Origin of the sequence: Pedobacter lusitanus, from assembly GCF_040026395.1 — a bacterium.
Classification (GTDB): Bacteria; Bacteroidota; Bacteroidia; order Sphingobacteriales; family Sphingobacteriaceae; genus Pedobacter; species Pedobacter lusitanus.
Map to the genome: position 1 here is coordinate 4,588,810 of NZ_CP157278.1, position 18,311 is coordinate 4,607,120.

An 18,311-nucleotide genomic window follows, 5' to 3' on the forward strand; every position below is an offset into this window, starting at 1 on the left:
TTCATTTCGGCTTGTGTACTGCTGCATATGATGGTTTCAACGGATAAATATCTTAAGCTGAACCGCAGGTTCATACCATATGGCTTTTAGAATGGATACCCGATCCCGATATTATAAATTAAGTTTTCTTTTCTCCAGCCTTTATCGCCAAATGCAACCTGGTCAATTACCCATCTCTGGCCTTCAGGTAAGTATGGCTTTCTGATCGGGAAGGCAACATCTAAACGGATTACGAATATTTTGGCGTCAACACGTAAACCTGCTCCGGTTGCAACGGCCATTTCGCTTAAAGCATTTTTTAGTTTGAAACCTGACCCCGGTCTGTTCGGATCTTCTTTCCTAAGCCAGACATTTCCAGCATCTGCAAACAACGCACCATATAAAACACTGAACAGTTTAAAACGTAATTCTGTGTTCAGCATGATTTTTATATCACCACTTTGGTCAGCATATTGTACTGTATCGGCTACTTTATAAGTTCCAGGTCCTAAAGATCTTGAAGCAAAACCACGGATATCATTTGTTCCGCCTGCAAAAAACTGCTTCACAAAAGGTAAAGAAGTGCTATTTCCGTAAGCATAACCATATCCAACATTGAATCTGTTAGCCCAGGTAACTTTCCTGTTTATCTTATAATAATTTCTAAGGTCCGTTTCCAATCTGACAAATTGGGTTAAAGGAACCTTAAGAATTGTTCTTTCTCCATTGCTGTCTTTTGGAATAAATAACCCCCAGATATTTCCACCTGTCTGGATATTCCCGTTGAAATAGATGTTATTCCTTCTGGCTTCTTCCATTTGATTGGTATAGGTAAAGTTATAACTGCTTCCAATAATAAACTGTTTGTCTAAAATGTTTTTTAATCCTGGATTATTCCTATATAACCCTGCTGTGTCTTTAGTTGTTATACTAGGACGGACATAGGTAAGTGATATCGGGTTAAAAGTGTGCTCTTTATACTGGTTTTCTTTCCACAGATAACCATATTCAGCCTTAAATGAGCTTAAATCATATAAAGATCCTCTGCTTAACAATTCATAAGACAGTGAGGCAATGGTCTTGGGAATAAAGGCGTTTGTACTGTTAGGTTTGTAAAAAGGCACAATAAATCTTGGGAAAGTCAGTTTTCCCTGCGCGGTAAATGAATAGGAGTTAAGATTTCTTGCCTGTCCGCTAACCTGTGTTTCAAAGCCACCACTTAAACTTACATCCAGTTGTTCGGCACCTCTGAAAAGATTTCTGGTAGTCTGCGTGACTTTCACTTCAGAACCTACAAAGTTATTTGACTTACTAGTACCGGTTACTGAAAAAGATAAGGAATTTTTCTTTAATGGGGTCAGGTAAATATTCAGATCCAGCTGGTTATTTTTAAAACTGTCAACAGGTAAGAATTCTGCTCTTACAGCCTGAAAGGCATTAATGTTTACCATTCGGTTTAACGACTGGTTGTGATCTCTCCGGTTATAGGTTTCCCCTTTTTTAAAGAAAACAAGTCTGTCAAATAATCTTGGTTTGAACATTTTCCGGTCATCATAGATATTGAAATCTCCATATTCAAATGGCTTTGATTTCCTCAGAATAGAATCCCTTCTTAATGAATAGTTCGGGTATATATTAATGTTTTTGATTGTATAAGGTTTTAAACCAGCGTCCGGTGCTATATCTTTTACCTTAACAGTGATGTTAACCTGGCTTTTTCCAATGGTACTATCTACCTGCAGAATAAGATAATCCGGGCTGAAATAGAAATAGCCACTCTCTTTCAGATCGTTGTCTATCCGTATTCTTTCATTTTTAAATACTTCCAGATTGTAGAAATCTCCTTTTTTCAGCAGCGTTTTATCTTTATACTGATTAACGATCCGGGCCAGATTTCCTGAATCTTTAGGGAAAGTAATATTGTTTATTTTATAACGATTACCTGTTTCTGCAGTATACACGGCTTTTCCTGTCCGGTTTTTGACTACCGTATCTCCTGTAACAACAGACTGAAGATAGCCCTGACTAATCAGATAACTCGTTAATACTGCATTATTATATTTTAGCTTAACATCACTGAGTAATACAGGTGGTTCTCCAACTTTGGTTCTTAACCAGTGTTTAATACCCTTGGGCTTTTTGGGCTCTCCGGCCAGATTATAAATATATAGTTTGGGTCTCAGACCAAGGAGTGTTTTATTCGGAGCGGGCCTGGTTTTGCTTTCCAGATCGCTTTTTACATCCTTTTCATTTGCAATTTTTGTTGTAGAATCAGGATTGATTTTTACTTCAGCACCTGTATATAAGGTCTGTCCGGGCTTCAGATATTTAGTATTACTGCAGGCAGACCACACTAAACATGAAACTATTAATAAAGTGGGGCTAATTAGCTTTTTCATTCAGTGTTTATTGTTTTTAAGAGTAATGAAGGTATCATGAACTTAATTATTTTTTTTTGAAGGTGAGTTCATAATGGTTTCATTTTTAGGCTTCTGTTCTGTTTTTATCTGATTTCTCTTTCTTCGTTTCTGGAATATTTCTCTGAATTTGTTATAGTCAACAACTAACGCAAATCCTACTCCGGTTTCTATAATCTGTCCTTCAATTACTCCTTCGTTCTGATTACGTCTGTAGGCTCTTAAACGGTATCTTCCATCAGCCGATAAGGCATATTCCACATTTACGTTTCCTGCAATATTGGTTGAGTTCTGTCCCGGAGCCTGTGGCCCTTCCAGTCCAAAAGAACTACCCACAGTAACGGTTAATCTGTCATTGAGGAGCTTTTTAGAGAGACCTACTTCCAGATCTGTCTTTTGCTGCATAGAGCCTGTTGAATAATCTTCTGATGAATTAAGACCGAAGTTAATATCTACTCCTTTAACGAGGTCTGAAGCCAGGTTATTCAGTTGCTGGGTTAACAGACTACTTACACTTGAACGGGCTATGCTCGAAACACCTCCGCCACCGGCCAGACTCTCAAAAGGATTGTCTGCCATAAATCTTCCCAGTGCAAGCAGGGCAAATACCTGTTTGTTCAGCAATCCTTCATCACGGTTAATATTCTGTAACTTGGTGTAAACCTCTCCATTTAATGCGCCGCGTTCATTTTCAGGAAGATCTAAACGGAAGGATATAGCAGGTTTCATCAGCTGATCCTTCATCATCAGGTAAACCTGGAACGGTAATTTTGTTTTTGCCAGAGTTTGTGAAGGATCACCTAGCAAATCAATAGGAGCGGCATTAACTTCATATAATGCTGTCAGGTCAACATTGGCTTCCATAGGGTCACCTGTCCAGACTATACTACTGCCTTTAACCAGTTTGAATGATTTTTTCGCTATTCCACCTATGGATAAGTTGTAAGATCCGTCAGTGACTTCATAACGGCCTGTTAAACTGGTTTTACCACTTGGGTCCATCGTAGCAATCAGATTGGCAGTACCTCTTACTTTCAGATTATCACCATTAGCAGGGTCAACAACGACATTCAATTCTGCTTCCGGATCAATTCTGATATTGGCACTCAGGTTGAATCCTTTGATTGGCGCTTTGCTGATACTGTCTGCTTTAAGTGCTTTATGTCCGTTAAAAGGTGGGGCATCTGCATCAATGAATTGTACTATACCTTCCTGACTAATTACAGATGGGTCATCTGCCGGCATGGCGAAGAAGAATTTGGTTCCTTTTTCTACTTTCACCGTCATATTCACATCAGGCTGATTTAAATCACCTCTGACCTTAATCTGACTGGTCAGGAAAACTGTTCCGTAAATCATTTCATTATCAGCTGATGTAGAGTTCAATGCTCTGAAATTATCAGTTTTGATGTCCATATTGAACCTAAAATCCTTATAGTTTTTAGTGAGAATTCCACCATTGATTGTTGCCTTTTGATTTAGAGAGTCAATAACCGTGAAATTGTTGAATTTAAGACCTTCTTCTGTAAAACTGATAGTCTCATTTGGCATTCTGAAATAAGAATTTACATAGGTTGCGTTAAATGCTGCCTGGTTAAATTTAACATCTCCCAGAACTTTAGGTGCATCAATAGAACCTTTTACTGAAAGCTGACCTGTGACTGTTCCCGAACCTTGTTTAATTTGACCCATTGAGACACTCTCCAGTGCTTTAAGGTCTATTTTGTCAATGTTAACTGTAAGATCCAAAGCGTTTTCTGCTTTGGTATAATAGAAACCGTTTACTCTTAACTCATGTACACCGGTTAGTGCAATGTTTGTTTCATAAGCGTTTTCAGTATTATTGTTTACGGCAATACGTAAAGTCCCCAGCTGATCTTTCTGGTAACGAAGATGGTCAACAGTAAGATTTGCTTCGAACTTTGGATTACTCATTAATTCTTTAACATCTACAGTACCGTTAATTGCTCCCCCGACCAATGAACTATCCTGTTCAGCAAACTTGGTCAGGGTTTCTATTTTGAAATCTTTAAATTCTACTTTAACCGGTGAGTTAGGGGTAGAGTTCAAACTATTAATTCCCAGTAACTGACTGCCCCGGCTCAGATTAAACTGATTAGCCAGAATACCGGAAGCACCAAACTGAATAAAGTTTTCTGGTGAAACAGTCCATTTATCGTAATTCAGCAGGAGTTTGCCCGGGTCAAAACTGAACCGGAAGTCTTTATTAATCGATTTAAAGGTACCGCCCAGCCTATACTTATCTTTCAGTTTACTATCCCGAAGGAAGATATTGACATCTAAAATATTATTTGCTGCCTCACCGCTCAGCTCTGTGTTATATAAAGCAATAGATTTACTCTGTAGACTTTTGACCAGTAATTTGTAGTTCAGTTTCTGATCTGCATTGTCAATTTTAAGACGTGTACTATCTATTTTGTAATCTCCGTAAACTATTTGTGGTATCCAGGCATTCATTACCAGACTATCCTTTTTGGTATCAAGCAAACCACTGATTCTTGAAGGGGAGAAAGTAGTGAGCTCAGGTACAAAGTTTTTAATAAACTTCGGATTATAGATATTCATGCTGAATCTGAAACGCTGATCCGGAATTTTGGTGACCTGACCAAATGCATAATACTTGTTAATCTGGTTAATCATCGCTGGTGCCAGATTAGTCAGCTGATACTGTCCGTCTACGCGTGCACTGAGCAGTTCTGATTTCAAGGTCAGCAGGGTATGGGCAGCTGTAGCTTCGGCATGCACATTAATAGTGTCTACATTAAATCTCTGCCCTTCTTTTACCAGCTGTAAGCCTCTGATATTTATATCTCCATTCAGATAATCAGGGTCGGCAGTTTTAATATCTGCTTTGACCAGACCCGCCATGCTTAATCCTGTAGTACTGAAATTCAGTTTTTGTAAATCGACCTGTTTGAGATCAAGATCTGCTTTAACTGCTGGATATTTTCCAGCCATGTCTACAAAAGCAGTTAGATTGAAATTAGCATTGGTATCAGCCATTTCACTTTTGATATTCATTTTCTGTCCGGAATAGGTTCCGCTTAATAACAGATTTTTATAGGTGTACTTGTTATAATATGCACTTAGCAATTGAGCATTGATTTTTGCATGTGCTGTTTTTGCGTCTAAACCTGTTCCGTTTATTATGGCTTTTACACTTATTTTACCTAACTGAGGTTGCATTTTCAGCAATCTGCCGGCATTGAAATTATTCAGATTGATATTAGCTGTATAACTTTCTTTTCCTTTTGGACCTTTCATCGTAGCCAGTAATCTGGCAGCCCCCATATCAGTATTAATATTGAAATCAGTGCTGAAATCAGTCATTGAACCTTTAAACTTCCCGTTCGCAGCGATGCTGTTTGGCAGTTCGATATTGGCCGGCAGAGATTTTTTTGGAATGACGACCAGGAGATCTTTCCTGGTTAAAGAAAAACGTTTGATGTTAAGATCAAGAAAGGTCTTATTTACATCGGGTAAACCTTTTACTGTACCATTAACATCAATATTTGTACTTTTTAATCCACTGATCTGCAATTGGGGAACTGAAAGATTATTCATATAACCATTCACCCGGGCGGTTATCTTTATTTTTTCGTTACGGTAATCTGCTGGAATGGCATCACTGAAATAGGTTCCATCTTTTAGGCCTAAAACAGAATTTTTAAACTGCGTGGTTAGTTTCACCTTTCCGGGGTGTTTGGTCAAGTCATCTAGTGAAGTGTAATTCAGTGAAGTACTGTTCTCAATAGTTGTATTGGGCGTTTTGAAAACCAGATTGGTTAGCTTAATCATTTTGTCACTGTAAATGACATCACCTTGTAATTTTGAAAGCTCAAAACCGCTTTTTTCTTTAAATATCCCACTCTTAACATTTACTTTGATTCCTGTCGTATTGTAAGACAATGCCTCGGCTGTTAAACCCAGATTGTTTACCTTTAAATGGTTATAATCCAGTCCTCTCGGAGCATGTTTTACGGCCAGGTTATCATACTGAACATTGTTCCCCGATAAACTTAGTTTGTTGACTAATACGGCTAAAGAAGATGGTTTCGCAGTGCTGTCAGCAGATTTTGTTCCTGCAGTGGCTGTAAGTGGTTTAAAAGCGAACAGGATGTTAGACTTATTCAGCGTGGCTTCATCAAGTTTAAAGTCACTTTTAGTCAGATCGGCGAAAAGTTTCTTCAGGTTCAGTTCATTAATATTCAGATCTGCACGCATAGCAGAAATCATGTCATTGAAATTGATCTTTACATTATTAAAGGCAACATCCTGTATCTCTACCAGTGGAAGTTTTCCGGTAGTAGTTTTTGCAGTGTCCAGACTTTTTTCCAGATGAGCTGCCAGTTGTGTCAGCGGCTTCTGTTGTAAATATTTAAGGGAGGTGTTTTTTAAGATCAGATCTTTGATGACATAGTGCTGCTTATCCAGGTCAAAATCTTTGATATCTGTCTGGAACTCTCCGATGTTTACACTTACATCATTACCTGCAACATCATCACGGTAGACAATGCCTATATCTTTCAGACTTATTTTACTGACCGAGAACTTCATGGTAGAGGTAGTGTCCTGTTTTACCTGCTCTTCCGGTTTTTTCTGTTCAGACATAAAGGCGTCGAGCAGGAAAGAAAAGTTAAAGGTAGTGTCAGGATTAATGCGGGTAACATTCGCTCTTATTTTTTCCAGTTCTATATTATTGACTTCAACTTTATTGCTTAATAATTTGAAGAGACTGATGTCGGCACTTAGTTTCTGAGCATATAATAATGTATCACCTTTTTTGTCCTCCATGTAGAACTTGTTGAGCACAATGTCTTTAGGCAAGGCAATCCTGATGCTCTCGAGGCTGACTTCGGTATGGGTTTTGTCTTTCAGATAAGCAATGGCTTTATTCTTAACAAAATTCTGAACAGCAGGAATATTTAAAGAAACTGCTATTGCAACCACCAGAAAAATGATAGAGGCGATTACCCAAAGAATAACCTTTAAACTTTTGCGTACGTATTTATTCAATTCAAATAGATTTTGAGAGATTTATTATAGGTGGCAAGGTATAAAAACTATGCCACTGGATTGCTTTAACCTGTAGTATACTACAAATAAACCAAAACTTTGTTTAAATAAATATCTTAAAATTTAAATAAAGAGCCCCATCCGGACTCTTTATTGTGTTAGGAATAGACTTATAAAATACTAATCTGTTCGATGGTGAGTTTGGTGAATTGTGCAATTTTAGGCAGATCGAAGTTTTCCTTTTTCATTTCTCTTGCGATTTCAAGAGCAATTTCGAGTTTTCCCTTTTCCATTCCCTTTTCCAATCCCTTTTCCATTCCTCTGTTAGTTGCATACTCAATCGTACTTTCATAATCGGCACGATCCTGTAAATGTGTTTCGTACAAAAATTGTTGTTCTGCTGATAATCTTCCCATTTCTGCAATATTAAATATTTTTTGAAAAATGCGTTTATCCAGGTAATGCGGGACCTGCTCCAGACTGTGCATGTGTTTCAGTATATAAGCCCACTTGTCCAGTTCATTTTCCAGCTCATTCTCTTTCTTGTCAAATTTAGGCAGTTCCAGAAATTTAAATCCCAGTCCATTGTGGAATATTTTGCCTGTACAGGTATTGACCAGAGAAATACTTTGCAGATAATGATCTCCGAGACTGTTTCTCATTTTAAAATCCAGGATAGCAATGAGGAAAACCTCTTTCAGTTTAACCTTCCAGTTGTCTTTGCCCGGCAGCTTTTGCTGATGAATGAGCCGGCTTAAATAAAAAATACAGCGGTCCTCAAAATTATCATGTGCCGCCCGCTGCATTTCTACGATAAACTGTTCCCCCCGGTCACCGGTACACAATAAATCGAAACAAACCTTTTTATGATCCCTCGCCTGGCCCGCATATTCAGTTGGGTTATAAGCAATATCAGTAATATGCTTCTCCCCCTCAAATAGGGCATTGAGGAAAGCAATCATGATTTCCTTATTGGGTTCCCCGCCAAAAAGATGTTTGAAACCAAAATCTGATAAAGGATCAATGTATTTATTTATATGCTCTGACATAATTCAAATGATTTATGTCCAACTTAATCTTGTTTTTCATTTTTGTGGTTATATTTATCTATATTGGAAATTATTTATTGAATTATTATGTGTATTGGTGTTGTTTGCGATCCGTTCGAATTAACAACGTATATTGTAAGCCCTAATTTTTATCAGACATGAACCATCGCTCATGATGTCTGATATATTTTATAATTTTTAAACTCAGATATGAATAAATTAAATATTTCCATTGCTTATGAAGCTTACGATCAGTTACAGGAACTGAATGAAAATGACCAGTCTTTATGTTTAAAAGCAAAGGATGCTCTTAAAACCTCATATTCACCTTATTCTAACTTTAAAGTTGCTACTGCTGTAAGACTTAGTGATGGTTTAATTATTTCCGGTAGTAATCAGGAAAATCTGGCTTATCCGTCAGGCCTTTGTGCAGAACGTGTAGCTCTTTTTACTATTGGAGCTGCTTATCCGGATGCCGTGATTGAAAGTATGGCTATTACTGCTCATACCGACAATTTCAAAATTGAACAGCCTATTACCTGTTGCGGAGCTTGTCTGCAGGTTATGGCAGAATTTGAACGTAAACAAAATAAAGAAATCGAAGTTCTTTTTTATTGTATTGATGGTAAGATTTTAAAAGTAAAGGGAGTTAAAAGTTTATTACCCTTTGTATTTGTTGAAGATCGTCTGGCAGGCTAATCTCTAAAAGACTGATTTGAAAAGGTCCTCATAAAGAATTTTCAAAAGTTAGGAAATTGTATCCCGGAATTTGATGGGATGCCTTATCTTTACGCCATCCAAACCCTTTCTTGATGAGCGACGAATTAGATGATAACGTAAACGAAGAGACAAAACATACCGTAATACCTATTAATGGCCTTTACGAGAACTGGTTCCTCGATTATGCCTCTTATGTAATTTTGGACCGGGCTGTGCCCCATATTAATGATGGGTTGAAGCCTGTTCAGCGGAGAATTATGCACTCGCTGAAAGAGATGGATGACGGACGCTTTAATAAAGCAGCCAATGTAATTGGAAATACTATGAAGTATCACCCTCATGGTGATGCTTCCATCGGTGATGCTATGGTGCAGATAGGGCAGAAAGATCTGCTTATTGACTGTCAGGGTAACTGGGGAGATCCGATTACAGGAGACAGTGCTGCTGCTCCTCGTTATATAGAAGCACGGTTGTCAAAATTTGCAACCGAAGTTGTATTTAATGCAGATACCACGATCTGGCAGTTAAGTTATGATGGCAGAAATAATGAACCACTTACTTTACCTGTAAAATTCCCCTTGCTGTTAGCGCAGGGAGCAGAAGGAATTGCAGTTGGTCTGGCAACTAAAGTTATGCCGCATAACTTTGTAGAATTACTGGATGCATCTATTTCAATTCTGCAGGGTGAAGCACCTAATATCCTTCCTGATTTCTTTACCGGAGGTATGGCAGATTTTTCGGCCTACAATGAAGGAATGCGTGGTGGTAAGATTCGTGTCCGTGCAAAGATTACGGAAAAAGATAAGAAGACTTTAGTCATTACCGAGATCCCGTACAGTACGACTACCGGTTCTGTGATTGACAGTATTCTGTCTGCCAATGATAAAGGTAAAATCAAAATCAAGAAGATTGAAGACAATACAGCCGCAAATGTGGAAATTGTAATTCAGCTTGCGCCGGGAATTTCGCCTGACGTTACGATAGATGCCCTTTATGCTTTTACTTCCTGTGAAGTTTCTATTTCTCCGAATACTTGTATTATTAAGGATGATAAGCCTCAGTTTCTGAGTGTAAATGCGATCCTCATAGAGAATACCAAGAATACAAAAAACCTGTTGAAACAGGAGCTGGAGATAAAGTTACACGAGCTTCAGGAAAAGATATTCTTTAGTTCATTACTGAAGATCTTTATTCAGGAAGGAATGTACAAGCATGCTGATTATGAAAATGCAAGTAATTTTGAGGCTGTAGTAGAAGTCTTAAATATATTATTTGCTCCTTTTAAAGAACAACTGTACAGGGAGATTTTACCTGAAGATTTTAAAAAGCTTATTGATAAACCAATGAGTAGCATTACCCGCTTTGATGTTAAAAAAGCGGATGATCAGATGAAGGCTTTGGCTGATGAGATTAAGATTGTAAAAAATCATCTTCGTCATCTGACTGATTATGCAATTGCATGGTACCAGAAACTAAAAGATAAATATGGCAAAGGCAGGGAGCGTAAAACTGAAATCCGTCTGTTTGACAGGGTGGAAGCTTCGAAGGTTGCACTGGCCAATGTTAAATTATATATGAATCGTGAGGATGGTTTTATTGGAACCGGACTTAAAAAAGATGAATTTATTGCTGATTGTTCCGATCTGGACGAGATTATTGTTTTCAGGGAAGACGGCAAATGTATAATCACGAAAGTTGCTGATAAAACATTTGTTGGGAAAGGGATCGTTTATGCCCAGGTATTTAAAAAGAACGATGACCGCACGATCTATAACTTAATCTATAAAGACGGAGCGAGTGGAACTTCTTATATCAAGCGTTTTGCTGTAATCGGAGTTACCCGTGACAAGGAATATGACCTAACCAAAGGTAGTAAAGGTTCTAAAATGTTGTATTTCACGCCTAATCCAAATGGTGAGGCTGAAATTGTTACAGTAATGCTTAAACCTCATAGCAAACTGAAAAAATTGCAGTTTGATGTGGATTTTGCTGATATAGCTATCAAAGGACGGGCTTCCCAGGGGAATATAGTTTCCAAATATCCTATCAAAAAGGTATTGCTGAAAAGTAAGGGAGTTTCAACGCTTTCGGGACTGAAAATCTGGTATGATGATTTGCTGAGAAGGCTGAACGTAGATGGCAGAGGTAAATATCTTGGTGAATTTGATGGAGATGATAAAATTCTTCAGGTTCACAAAGAAGGCTGGTATGAACTGAGTTCTTTCGAGCTGAGCAATCACTTTGACGATGATCTTTTACTGATTCAGAAATTTGATGCAGAGAGAGCTTTCAGCTTGGTACAGTATGAAGGAAAAGCTAAGAATTACTTTGTAAAGCGATTTGTTTTTGAACCTATTGCTGTAGGAAAGAAACAAAGTCTGATCAGTGAGGAAACTGGTTCCAGATTCCTGCATCTGACCAGCAACCCTGAAGCTGTATTAACAGTGGATGTACTTAAAGGTAAAACACAGATACCAGAGACACTGGAGATTGTGCTGGCTGAGTTTATAGATGTTAAAGGTATAAAAGCAAATGGTAACAGGTTAACCCAGCATGAGGTTAAAAAGATTAAAATCAGCAATGCTGATGAAAATGAACCTGTTCTGGAAGATGATACAAAAGAGGGGGCGCCTATTGCCTCTGATGATACTGCTGGAGATAATCAGGACGATGCTGCTGTTGAAAATGCACCGACAGCTGATGATACAGCTGCAGCAGAAGAGCTTGAAGCTGAGGAAACTGATCAAAGCGTGACTGAGACTGAGGAGGAAGCAGTTCGTACAGCAGATGGAGGCACCGATGAAGCAAGAGAAGAACCGGCAGCTGAAGAAGCAGTAGCCGAAGTTCATATTACGGATACTGAAGATCCGGTTACGGAGAAAAAAGAACTTCCGGAAAAAGAGATTAAAGTTCCGGCTCCTAAGAAAGAATGGGTCAGAGAAGAAAAAGCAGGAGTACCTGAGGCTGCTGTAACTGAAACTACGGAAAAAACTACTCCGGCTAAGCGTGTTAAGAAAACGGATACAGAGCCTGCTGAAATTACTGAAAAGGTAGTTTCTGAGGTTATCGATGAGCATATTCCTGCTCCGCTGCTTGAAGAGGGTACATCTGCCAGGTCAGAACCGGAAGAGCCTGTTGCGGAAGTACCAGTGGTCCCTGAAAAAGTGGAGATGCCGGTTAGTTCTGCTGAATCAGAAGAACCAGCTACGGTTGAAAAAGAAGAAATACCAGTTATTCAGGTGGTAACTGAAAAACCGGTTGAGCCCCGGGTAAGTGAAACATCGGCCGATGCTGTGAATACAGAAACGCCGGTTGCTCCCGAAGCAAAGGAAAAACCTGCTGCAAAGCCAAAGAAAACAGCAGACGCAAAAAGTAAAGTAACAAAAGAAGGTACGATCAACAAGAATGTAAGATTGGAGATTACCAATCCGGATGATGTTGAAATAGATGATAAAGGACAGCTGGGCTTATTCTAACGGAATAAGTCTGGCCATCTCTCTGCTGCCATAATAAATGATATACCAAATATTGCTGAGGAAAGGAAGAAGTTCCAGTTCCACTTTTTGACCTTGAAAATATTAATCAGGACAAAGGAAATCAGCAATATCCCGGTTACAATAAGTACCTGTCCAAATTCAAGCCCGATATTGAAAGCAAACAGTTCTGCTACAATATTGGTGCTTTTACCCAATAAGCTATTCAGATAATTGGAAAAGCCCATTCCATGGATCAGTCCGAAGAATAAAGCAAGTATATATTTGAATTGTACTCCCTTTGGTCTTGATGATTTCCCAGACAGTATGTTTGAGGCAGCAGTAACCAATATGGTCACCGGGATCAGAAATTCAATCAAATCTGTTTTGACTGTTATTACCTTCAATACGCTTAACGCAAGTGTGATGCTATGCCCTACAGTAAAAGCAGTAACAAGTAATAATACTCTTTTCCAATCAGTTAGGGTGTATGCTCCGCATAAGACTATGACAAATAGGATATGATCATATCCTTTCCAGTTTAATATATGTTGCCAACCCAGCTCAAAGTATAAAGAAAAATCCTGCATAGGCCAAACTTATTAATTTTTAATTAACAATGAAAATATAATCGCCTGCCAGATTAAAGGTCAGACAATAATTTTACAACATAACCGTTTTAGGCGGCTGATTTGATCTTTCAATAAAAAACGCCCTGCTATTTAATAACAGGGCGTTTTTTATTGAAAGATCGTCAGATCTTACTGATATTGTATATAAACAGGAATCGGTGTAAGTTTTAACAACTCTTCTGGTGTCATCATTCTGTTTGGTGCTTTTTTCAAATCATTTTTATAGAACAATTTGAATCCGGTGAATTCTACAGGTTCACTAAAGATAAAATGACGGTAAGTGCCTTTTTTAAGTTCTGGTTCACCCCATCCGTCCATATGCATTACCATTTGAACTTCAGGACGTAATTTGATGTTCTTGTAATTGGTAACCATTTTTCTGGTAAAACGGTGAACTGTAAAAACTTTAGGAGGCAAGTTATATTTCTTTACGAGATCGGCAAGAAACTGAGAGCAGTAATTGATGTCAGCTGCATCATATGTGCCAATTCTTTTTCCAGGTTTCACACCATCCTTCATAGAGAATTCAGGATCTATACCTAAATGTACATTTGGCATTTTAAGGTATTTCTCCAATAATGGTAATTCGGTTCTGATTGTGCTTAATGATACCTGAATATCAAGGAATACAATCATGTTTTTACGCATTCTTGAAATCGCCATTACAGAGTCAATCTGTTTATCCGGCATTCTGAATCTGTACTTACCATCTTTACCGCCATCACCCTGTGCTACTACAGCGATATAATGCAGTGCTGGTTGTACTGGTGTGGAAGGATCAGCTTTTTCCCATTTTTTAACTTCAGCATCTAATCTGGATAACATTTCTTTAGGTGCGTATTCACCTAATGCACCCATTCTTTTAGAGTATATATTCCCGTAATAAGCTACAATCCTTTTATATGGTAAAATAGCTCCCGGCAATGGATAAGGCTGCGGTTTAACCGGCCATTTTCCTGTTGTATCCCCATGTGCAAGTTTCAGCATCAGACTGTTGTATTTTGCCGTGTCAATGGGTTTACGTGTAGTATCTGTAACAGCAACTGCTGAAGAATCTCCTGAGGCACTTAATGCTGATTTCGATGTTTCGCCTTTTTTATTTGTACCTGAGGTGCAATTGGCAAATAAGGTGACAGTAGTAAATGCAATTAATAGTGTTCCCGCGAGTTGTGGTATTTTCATAGGTTATATAGGGGTTAAATATGAATTTTCTTAATGTCTGCAAAACTACACATTCAGCCGACAAAATCTCTAATGTGTATAAGAATTATCAAATAAACAAGAATTCATCGATTATTAGTTAGATAATCTGTAGCATCAGTACTGAATTTATACAAATTCAGGGTCAGGAATATTATCTTTACAATTCTTAGCGTTTTAGAGAATCAGACCTTTCACATGAATAAACATAAAGTAATCATTCTATATAGTTTTGCGGTTTTTGCTTTTGCCGGTTGTAAAAAAGACAATGTCGATTACAAATATCCGCAGCCATTTGATGGACAGACCACACAGCTGCAGGGAATTGCCGGAACTGAACTGGGGGTGAATGCAGCTAACAGTGTATATGTGGATTTTAGTACAGGAAGAATTACTCCGGTAAATAGAACAAGTTGGAGTGTTGGACTTTATCCCGGTAAAGAGTTTAAACTCATAATCAACCATTCTATGGGAGCTACAGTCTTTCAGACAGATAAGACCAATCTTGCAGATATTAGCACGGCAGATTCTGCTACAATGGCAAGTGCTGGTACGCTGGATTTCACTTCACCTAATATTAAAAAGCTTGTGGATCCGGTAACGGGGCTTGCTGCAGATTATCTAAATGGTTTGGTAATTAAAGATATACCTATGACTGAAGGTGAAAGTAAGGTGTACATCTTAAACTCTGGTAAAGCAGGTATGGCTGAGATGACGGTTCCTACAACCGCCGACCCAACTTCAAGAAAAGTTGTATTTCCGTGGTATAAATTCAAAGTTTATCAGGGAATCAATGGTTACATTATGCAATTTGCGCGCATTGGAGTAGTGGTTCCCAAATATAATGATCCATCTTACAACAAAGATCTTTCTTATAATTTTAACTACATCAATTTTGCCTCCGGAGCTGTAAATCCGGAGCCTGCAAAGGCATTATGGGATATTGAGTGGACCTGGACTACTTATCAGGATGCCAACGGAGTACCGGTACGTACTAATAATTTTGTGCTCATTAATTTTTTAGGTGGAGTTAGTGCTGCGCAACTCACAGGGAATACAACATTAAATTTTGATAATTTTACAGCAGCGAATCTGGCAAACCTTAAACCTGAAGATTATCTGGCTACACGGGATGCTATAGGAGTAAAATGGAGAAGAGATGTAGGGACAGACGGACAGACATCAGTGATTCCCAATCTCTTTTACGTAATTAAAGACGCTGAAAATAATTATTATAAGCTCAGATTTAAGAGCTCCAGTAATATTGACGGTGGAGCTGCAGGGAAGCCTGTAATTGAATATAGACTGGTACAATCAGCCCCCAATCCGGGAATTTAATACTTTCTCTTCTTAAGAAGAGAAAGTATTAAATTTTCCAAAAACGCCCAGGGGTAATTTTATCCCTGAGGTGGCCTGCAGATAAAGTTCACCTGTTTCAAGATTTTTTACCTGAGGAAAAGATGTTTTGATCAGGTTTTCAACAATTACAGAAGAAAAGCCCAGGGAATAGGTATTCAGAATCAGGAAGTGTTCTTCTTCATCGAGTAATTTTACCACATCCTGCATCATTTCCTGAATATGATCTTCCAGTTTCCATTTTTCACCATTTGGACCATGTCCGAATGCAGGAGGGTCCAGAATAATACCATTATATTTTTTACCACGCTTTAATTCACGTTGCACAAACTTCAAGGCGTCTTCCACAACCCATCTCACATCTTTTAACTGAGATAGTTCCTGATTTTCATTGGCCCAGTTGACAACCTGTTTGATAGAGTCTACATGGGTTGTATCTGCACCAGATGCCTGTGAAATCAAAGATGCTGCACCAGTATAAGCAAAAAGGTTAAGGACTTTTGGTTTTGGGTTTTTGAATTTCTTAATTGAAGAAGAGATATAATCCCAGTTGACAGCCTGCTCAGGGAAAACACCTACATGTTTAAATGAGGTCAGTCCCAAACGAAGATTGATCTTCACGTCATCGTTTTTGTATTCAACATTCCAGCGGTCAGGTAGATTTCCTGCGGTTTTCACCCATTCTCCGGAAGTTGCAGAGCGTCCTTTAAATCTGATATTTGTCAGTTTTTTCCATTCCTGCTCAGACAGTGTTTTTTTCCATACGGCCTGAGGTTCAGGTCTGCAAAGGATCAGATTGCCAAAGCGCTCCAGTTTTTCAAAATCTCCACAATCAATCAGCTCATAATCTTTCCAGTGCGTGGGGGTTAGTAGGCTTATCATAAATTTTTTTGTACAAATGTTATTAAAAGTTTTTCTTCGCAGCCTTCATAAAACGGCTGGCAAAAACAAAATCGTTAAGTTCTTCTATGTCTGTATGGGCAATTTCTTTATTAGAACCTTCCCAGAATTTTTTTCCTTCATGCAGAAAAAGAATATAATCACCAATGCCCATTACTGAGTTCATATCATGGGTAACTACAATTGTAGTGGTGTTGTACTCTTCGGTAATTTCCTTAATCAGCTCATCAATAACGATGGATGTTTTTGGATCAAGTCCTGAATTGGGCTCATCTACGAAAAGGTATTTAGGGTTCATGGCAATTGCACGGGCAATCCCCACACGTTTTTTCATCCCCCCTGAAAGTTCTGCCGGAAAAAGCTTGTTTTTACCAGCCAGATTAACCCGTTCCAGACAAAAATTAACCCGTTCCAGCTTTTCTTTGAAGGAATGATCGGTGAACATGTTTAAAGGGAACATAATATTCTCTTCGACTGTCATAGAGTCAAAAAGTGCAGATCCCTGGAAAAGCATACCAATTTCTTTACGGATTTCAATACGCTGCTCAAAACTCATGTCAATAAACTCTCTTCCATCGTACTGCACACTGCCTTTTTCGGGTGTGTGCAAACCTATCATACATTTGAGCAGGGTAGTTTTTCCGGAACCGGAACCGCCAATGATTAAATTAGTTAAACCCTCTTTAAATATTCCTGATACGCCTTTCAGGACAGTATTGGGCCCGAAAGATTTTTCAATGTCTTTGATTTCGATCATAATAATAATTGGGTTACAATGTAATCACAAGCGAGGATACTGATACAGCTTACTACAACAGCTCTTGTACTTGCCTGTGCTACTTCCAGTGCACCACCTTTTACATAAAAGCCTTCATATGCGGGTACTGTAGTAATAATGAAGCCAAAGACAAATGCTTTAACCAGAGCTACAGTAATAGTATAAGGATTGAAATCTGTTGTGATACCCTGAATATATTCAGCAGGAGTTACTGCGCCAGATAAAGTACCACCCAGGTAACCACCTGCAATACTCAAAACCATAGCAAAAATAACCAGCACGGGAACCATTGTAATTCCAGCAATTAATTTAGGCAGAATCAGGTAGCCTGGCGAGTTGATACCCATAATTTCAAGAGCATCAATTTGTTCACTAACTCTCATTGTACCGATTTCTGAAGAAATAGCTGAGCCAATTTTACCGGCAAGTACTATTGCGGTAATAGTCGGGCTTAGTTCCAGAATGCTTGAATCTCTTGTTACTGAACCAATGATTGTTTTAGGAATAAAATCACTTACCAGCTGAAAAGCAATCTGTAAAGTCATAACTGCCCCTATAAAGGTAGAAATGATGGCAATTAAACCAAGTGAGCCTACACCGACAAAGTCCATTTGTTGAAAAATGGCTTTAAGATATATTTTAAATTTTTCGGGTTTCCTGAAAACTGCTCTCAACAGCAACAGGTATCTACCAAAATTGGTGAAGTTCATTCAGTAAGAAATTAGCTAATGTATTAATACTATAATAATACAAAGAAACAACAAAAAATG

General features: G+C 38.4%; 10 protein-coding genes and 1 pseudogene. 3 read left to right on the forward strand and 8 right to left on the reverse strand.

What is annotated here, in order from left to right; genetic code table 11:
- Positions 1–86: 86 nt before the first annotated feature.
- The 3 genes from PL_RS19505 to PL_RS19515 all read right to left on the reverse strand — a co-directional run bounded on the left by PL_RS19505 (position 87) and on the right by PL_RS19515 (position 8,482).
- A complete protein-coding gene (locus PL_RS19505; protein ID WP_041886667.1) occupies positions 87–2,378 on the reverse strand; it encodes a BamA/TamA family outer membrane protein in 2,292 nt (763 codons plus the stop codon).
- Positions 2,379–2,420: 42 nt separating this feature from the next.
- A complete protein-coding gene (locus tag PL_RS19510; protein WP_052496605.1) occupies positions 2,421–7,433 on the reverse strand; it encodes a translocation/assembly module TamB domain-containing protein in 5,013 nt (1,670 codons plus the stop codon).
- A 170-nt stretch (positions 7,434–7,603) separates the two neighbouring features.
- Positions 7,604–8,482, reverse strand: a complete 879-nt coding sequence (locus tag PL_RS19515; protein ID WP_041886669.1) for an Rpn family recombination-promoting nuclease/putative transposase — start codon at positions 8,480–8,482, stop codon at positions 7,604–7,606.
- 210 nt (positions 8,483–8,692) lie between these two features.
- Between PL_RS19515 and PL_RS19520 the strand changes: the two genes are divergently transcribed.
- On the forward strand, positions 8,693–9,181 hold the full coding sequence (locus tag PL_RS19520; protein ID WP_041886670.1) for a cytidine deaminase: 489 nt from the start codon (positions 8,693–8,695) through the stop codon (positions 9,179–9,181).
- Positions 9,182–9,294: 113 nt separating this feature from the next.
- Positions 9,295–11,826 (forward strand): annotated as a pseudogene (locus tag PL_RS19525) (DNA gyrase/topoisomerase IV subunit A); the annotation flags it as partial.
- An 848-nt stretch (positions 11,827–12,674) separates the two neighbouring features.
- On the opposite strand, the gene PL_RS19530 reads toward PL_RS19525, so the two are convergent.
- Positions 12,675–13,265, reverse strand: coding sequence for a HupE/UreJ family protein (locus tag PL_RS19530; protein WP_041886672.1), 591 nt, complete (start codon positions 13,263–13,265; stop codon positions 12,675–12,677).
- 171 nt (positions 13,266–13,436) lie between these two features.
- Positions 13,437–14,489 carry a hypothetical protein gene (locus PL_RS19535; RefSeq protein ID WP_041886674.1) on the reverse strand — a complete coding sequence of 351 codons (1,053 nt, stop codon included), beginning with the start codon at positions 14,487–14,489 and terminating at the stop codon, positions 13,437–13,439.
- A gap of 216 nt (positions 14,490–14,705) precedes the next feature.
- On the opposite strand from PL_RS19535, the gene PL_RS19540 reads away from it, so the two are divergent.
- A complete protein-coding gene (locus tag PL_RS19540) occupies positions 14,706–15,845 on the forward strand; it encodes an HmuY family protein (RefSeq protein WP_041886675.1) in 1,140 nt (379 codons plus the stop codon).
- A gap of 12 nt (positions 15,846–15,857) precedes the next feature.
- Here PL_RS19540 and PL_RS19545 read toward each other — a convergent pair whose 3' ends face one another.
- The 3 genes from PL_RS19545 to PL_RS19555 are packed head-to-tail and all read right to left on the reverse strand — an operon-like array spanning position 15,858 to position 18,251.
- Entirely contained in the window at positions 15,858–16,745 is an 888-nt protein-coding gene (locus tag PL_RS19545; protein WP_041886678.1) for a class I SAM-dependent methyltransferase, read from the reverse strand.
- A 22-nt stretch (positions 16,746–16,767) separates the two neighbouring features.
- Positions 16,768–17,520, reverse strand: a complete 753-nt coding sequence (locus PL_RS19550) for an ABC transporter ATP-binding protein (protein ID WP_041886680.1) — start codon at positions 17,518–17,520, stop codon at positions 16,768–16,770.
- On the reverse strand, positions 17,517–18,251 hold the full coding sequence (locus PL_RS19555) for an MlaE family ABC transporter permease (RefSeq protein WP_041886682.1): 735 nt from the start codon (positions 18,249–18,251) through the stop codon (positions 17,517–17,519). Before PL_RS19555 ends, PL_RS19550 begins: the two co-directional genes overlap by 4 nt.
- Between the last annotated feature and the right edge of the window lie 60 nt (positions 18,252–18,311).

What these genes read in the sequence shown, in the direction of transcription:
- PL_RS19505 (WP_041886667.1), bottom strand. Translation starts at nt 2,378, where the DNA reads ATGAAAAAGCTAATTAGCCCCACTTTATTAATAGTTTCATGTTTAGTG.
- PL_RS19515 (WP_041886669.1), bottom strand. Translation starts at nt 8,482, where the DNA reads ATGTCAGAGCATATAAATAAATACATTGATCCTTTATCAGATTTTGGT.
- PL_RS19520 (WP_041886670.1), top strand. Translation starts at nt 8,693, where the DNA reads ATGAATAAATTAAATATTTCCATTGCTTATGAAGCTTACGATCAGTTA.
- PL_RS19530 (WP_041886672.1), bottom strand. Translation starts at nt 13,265, where the DNA reads ATGCAGGATTTTTCTTTATACTTTGAGCTGGGTTGGCAACATATATTA.
- PL_RS19535 (WP_041886674.1), bottom strand. Translation starts at nt 14,489, where the DNA reads ATGAAAATACCACAACTCGCGGGAACACTATTAATTGCATTTACTACT.
- PL_RS19540 (WP_041886675.1), top strand. Translation starts at nt 14,706, where the DNA reads ATGAATAAACATAAAGTAATCATTCTATATAGTTTTGCGGTTTTTGCT.
- PL_RS19545 (WP_041886678.1), bottom strand. Translation starts at nt 16,745, where the DNA reads ATGATAAGCCTACTAACCCCCACGCACTGGAAAGATTATGAGCTGATT.
- PL_RS19550 (WP_041886680.1), bottom strand. Translation starts at nt 17,520, where the DNA reads ATGATCGAAATCAAAGACATTGAAAAATCTTTCGGGCCCAATACTGTC.
- PL_RS19555 (WP_041886682.1), bottom strand. Translation starts at nt 18,251, where the DNA reads ATGAACTTCACCAATTTTGGTAGATACCTGTTGCTGTTGAGAGCAGTT.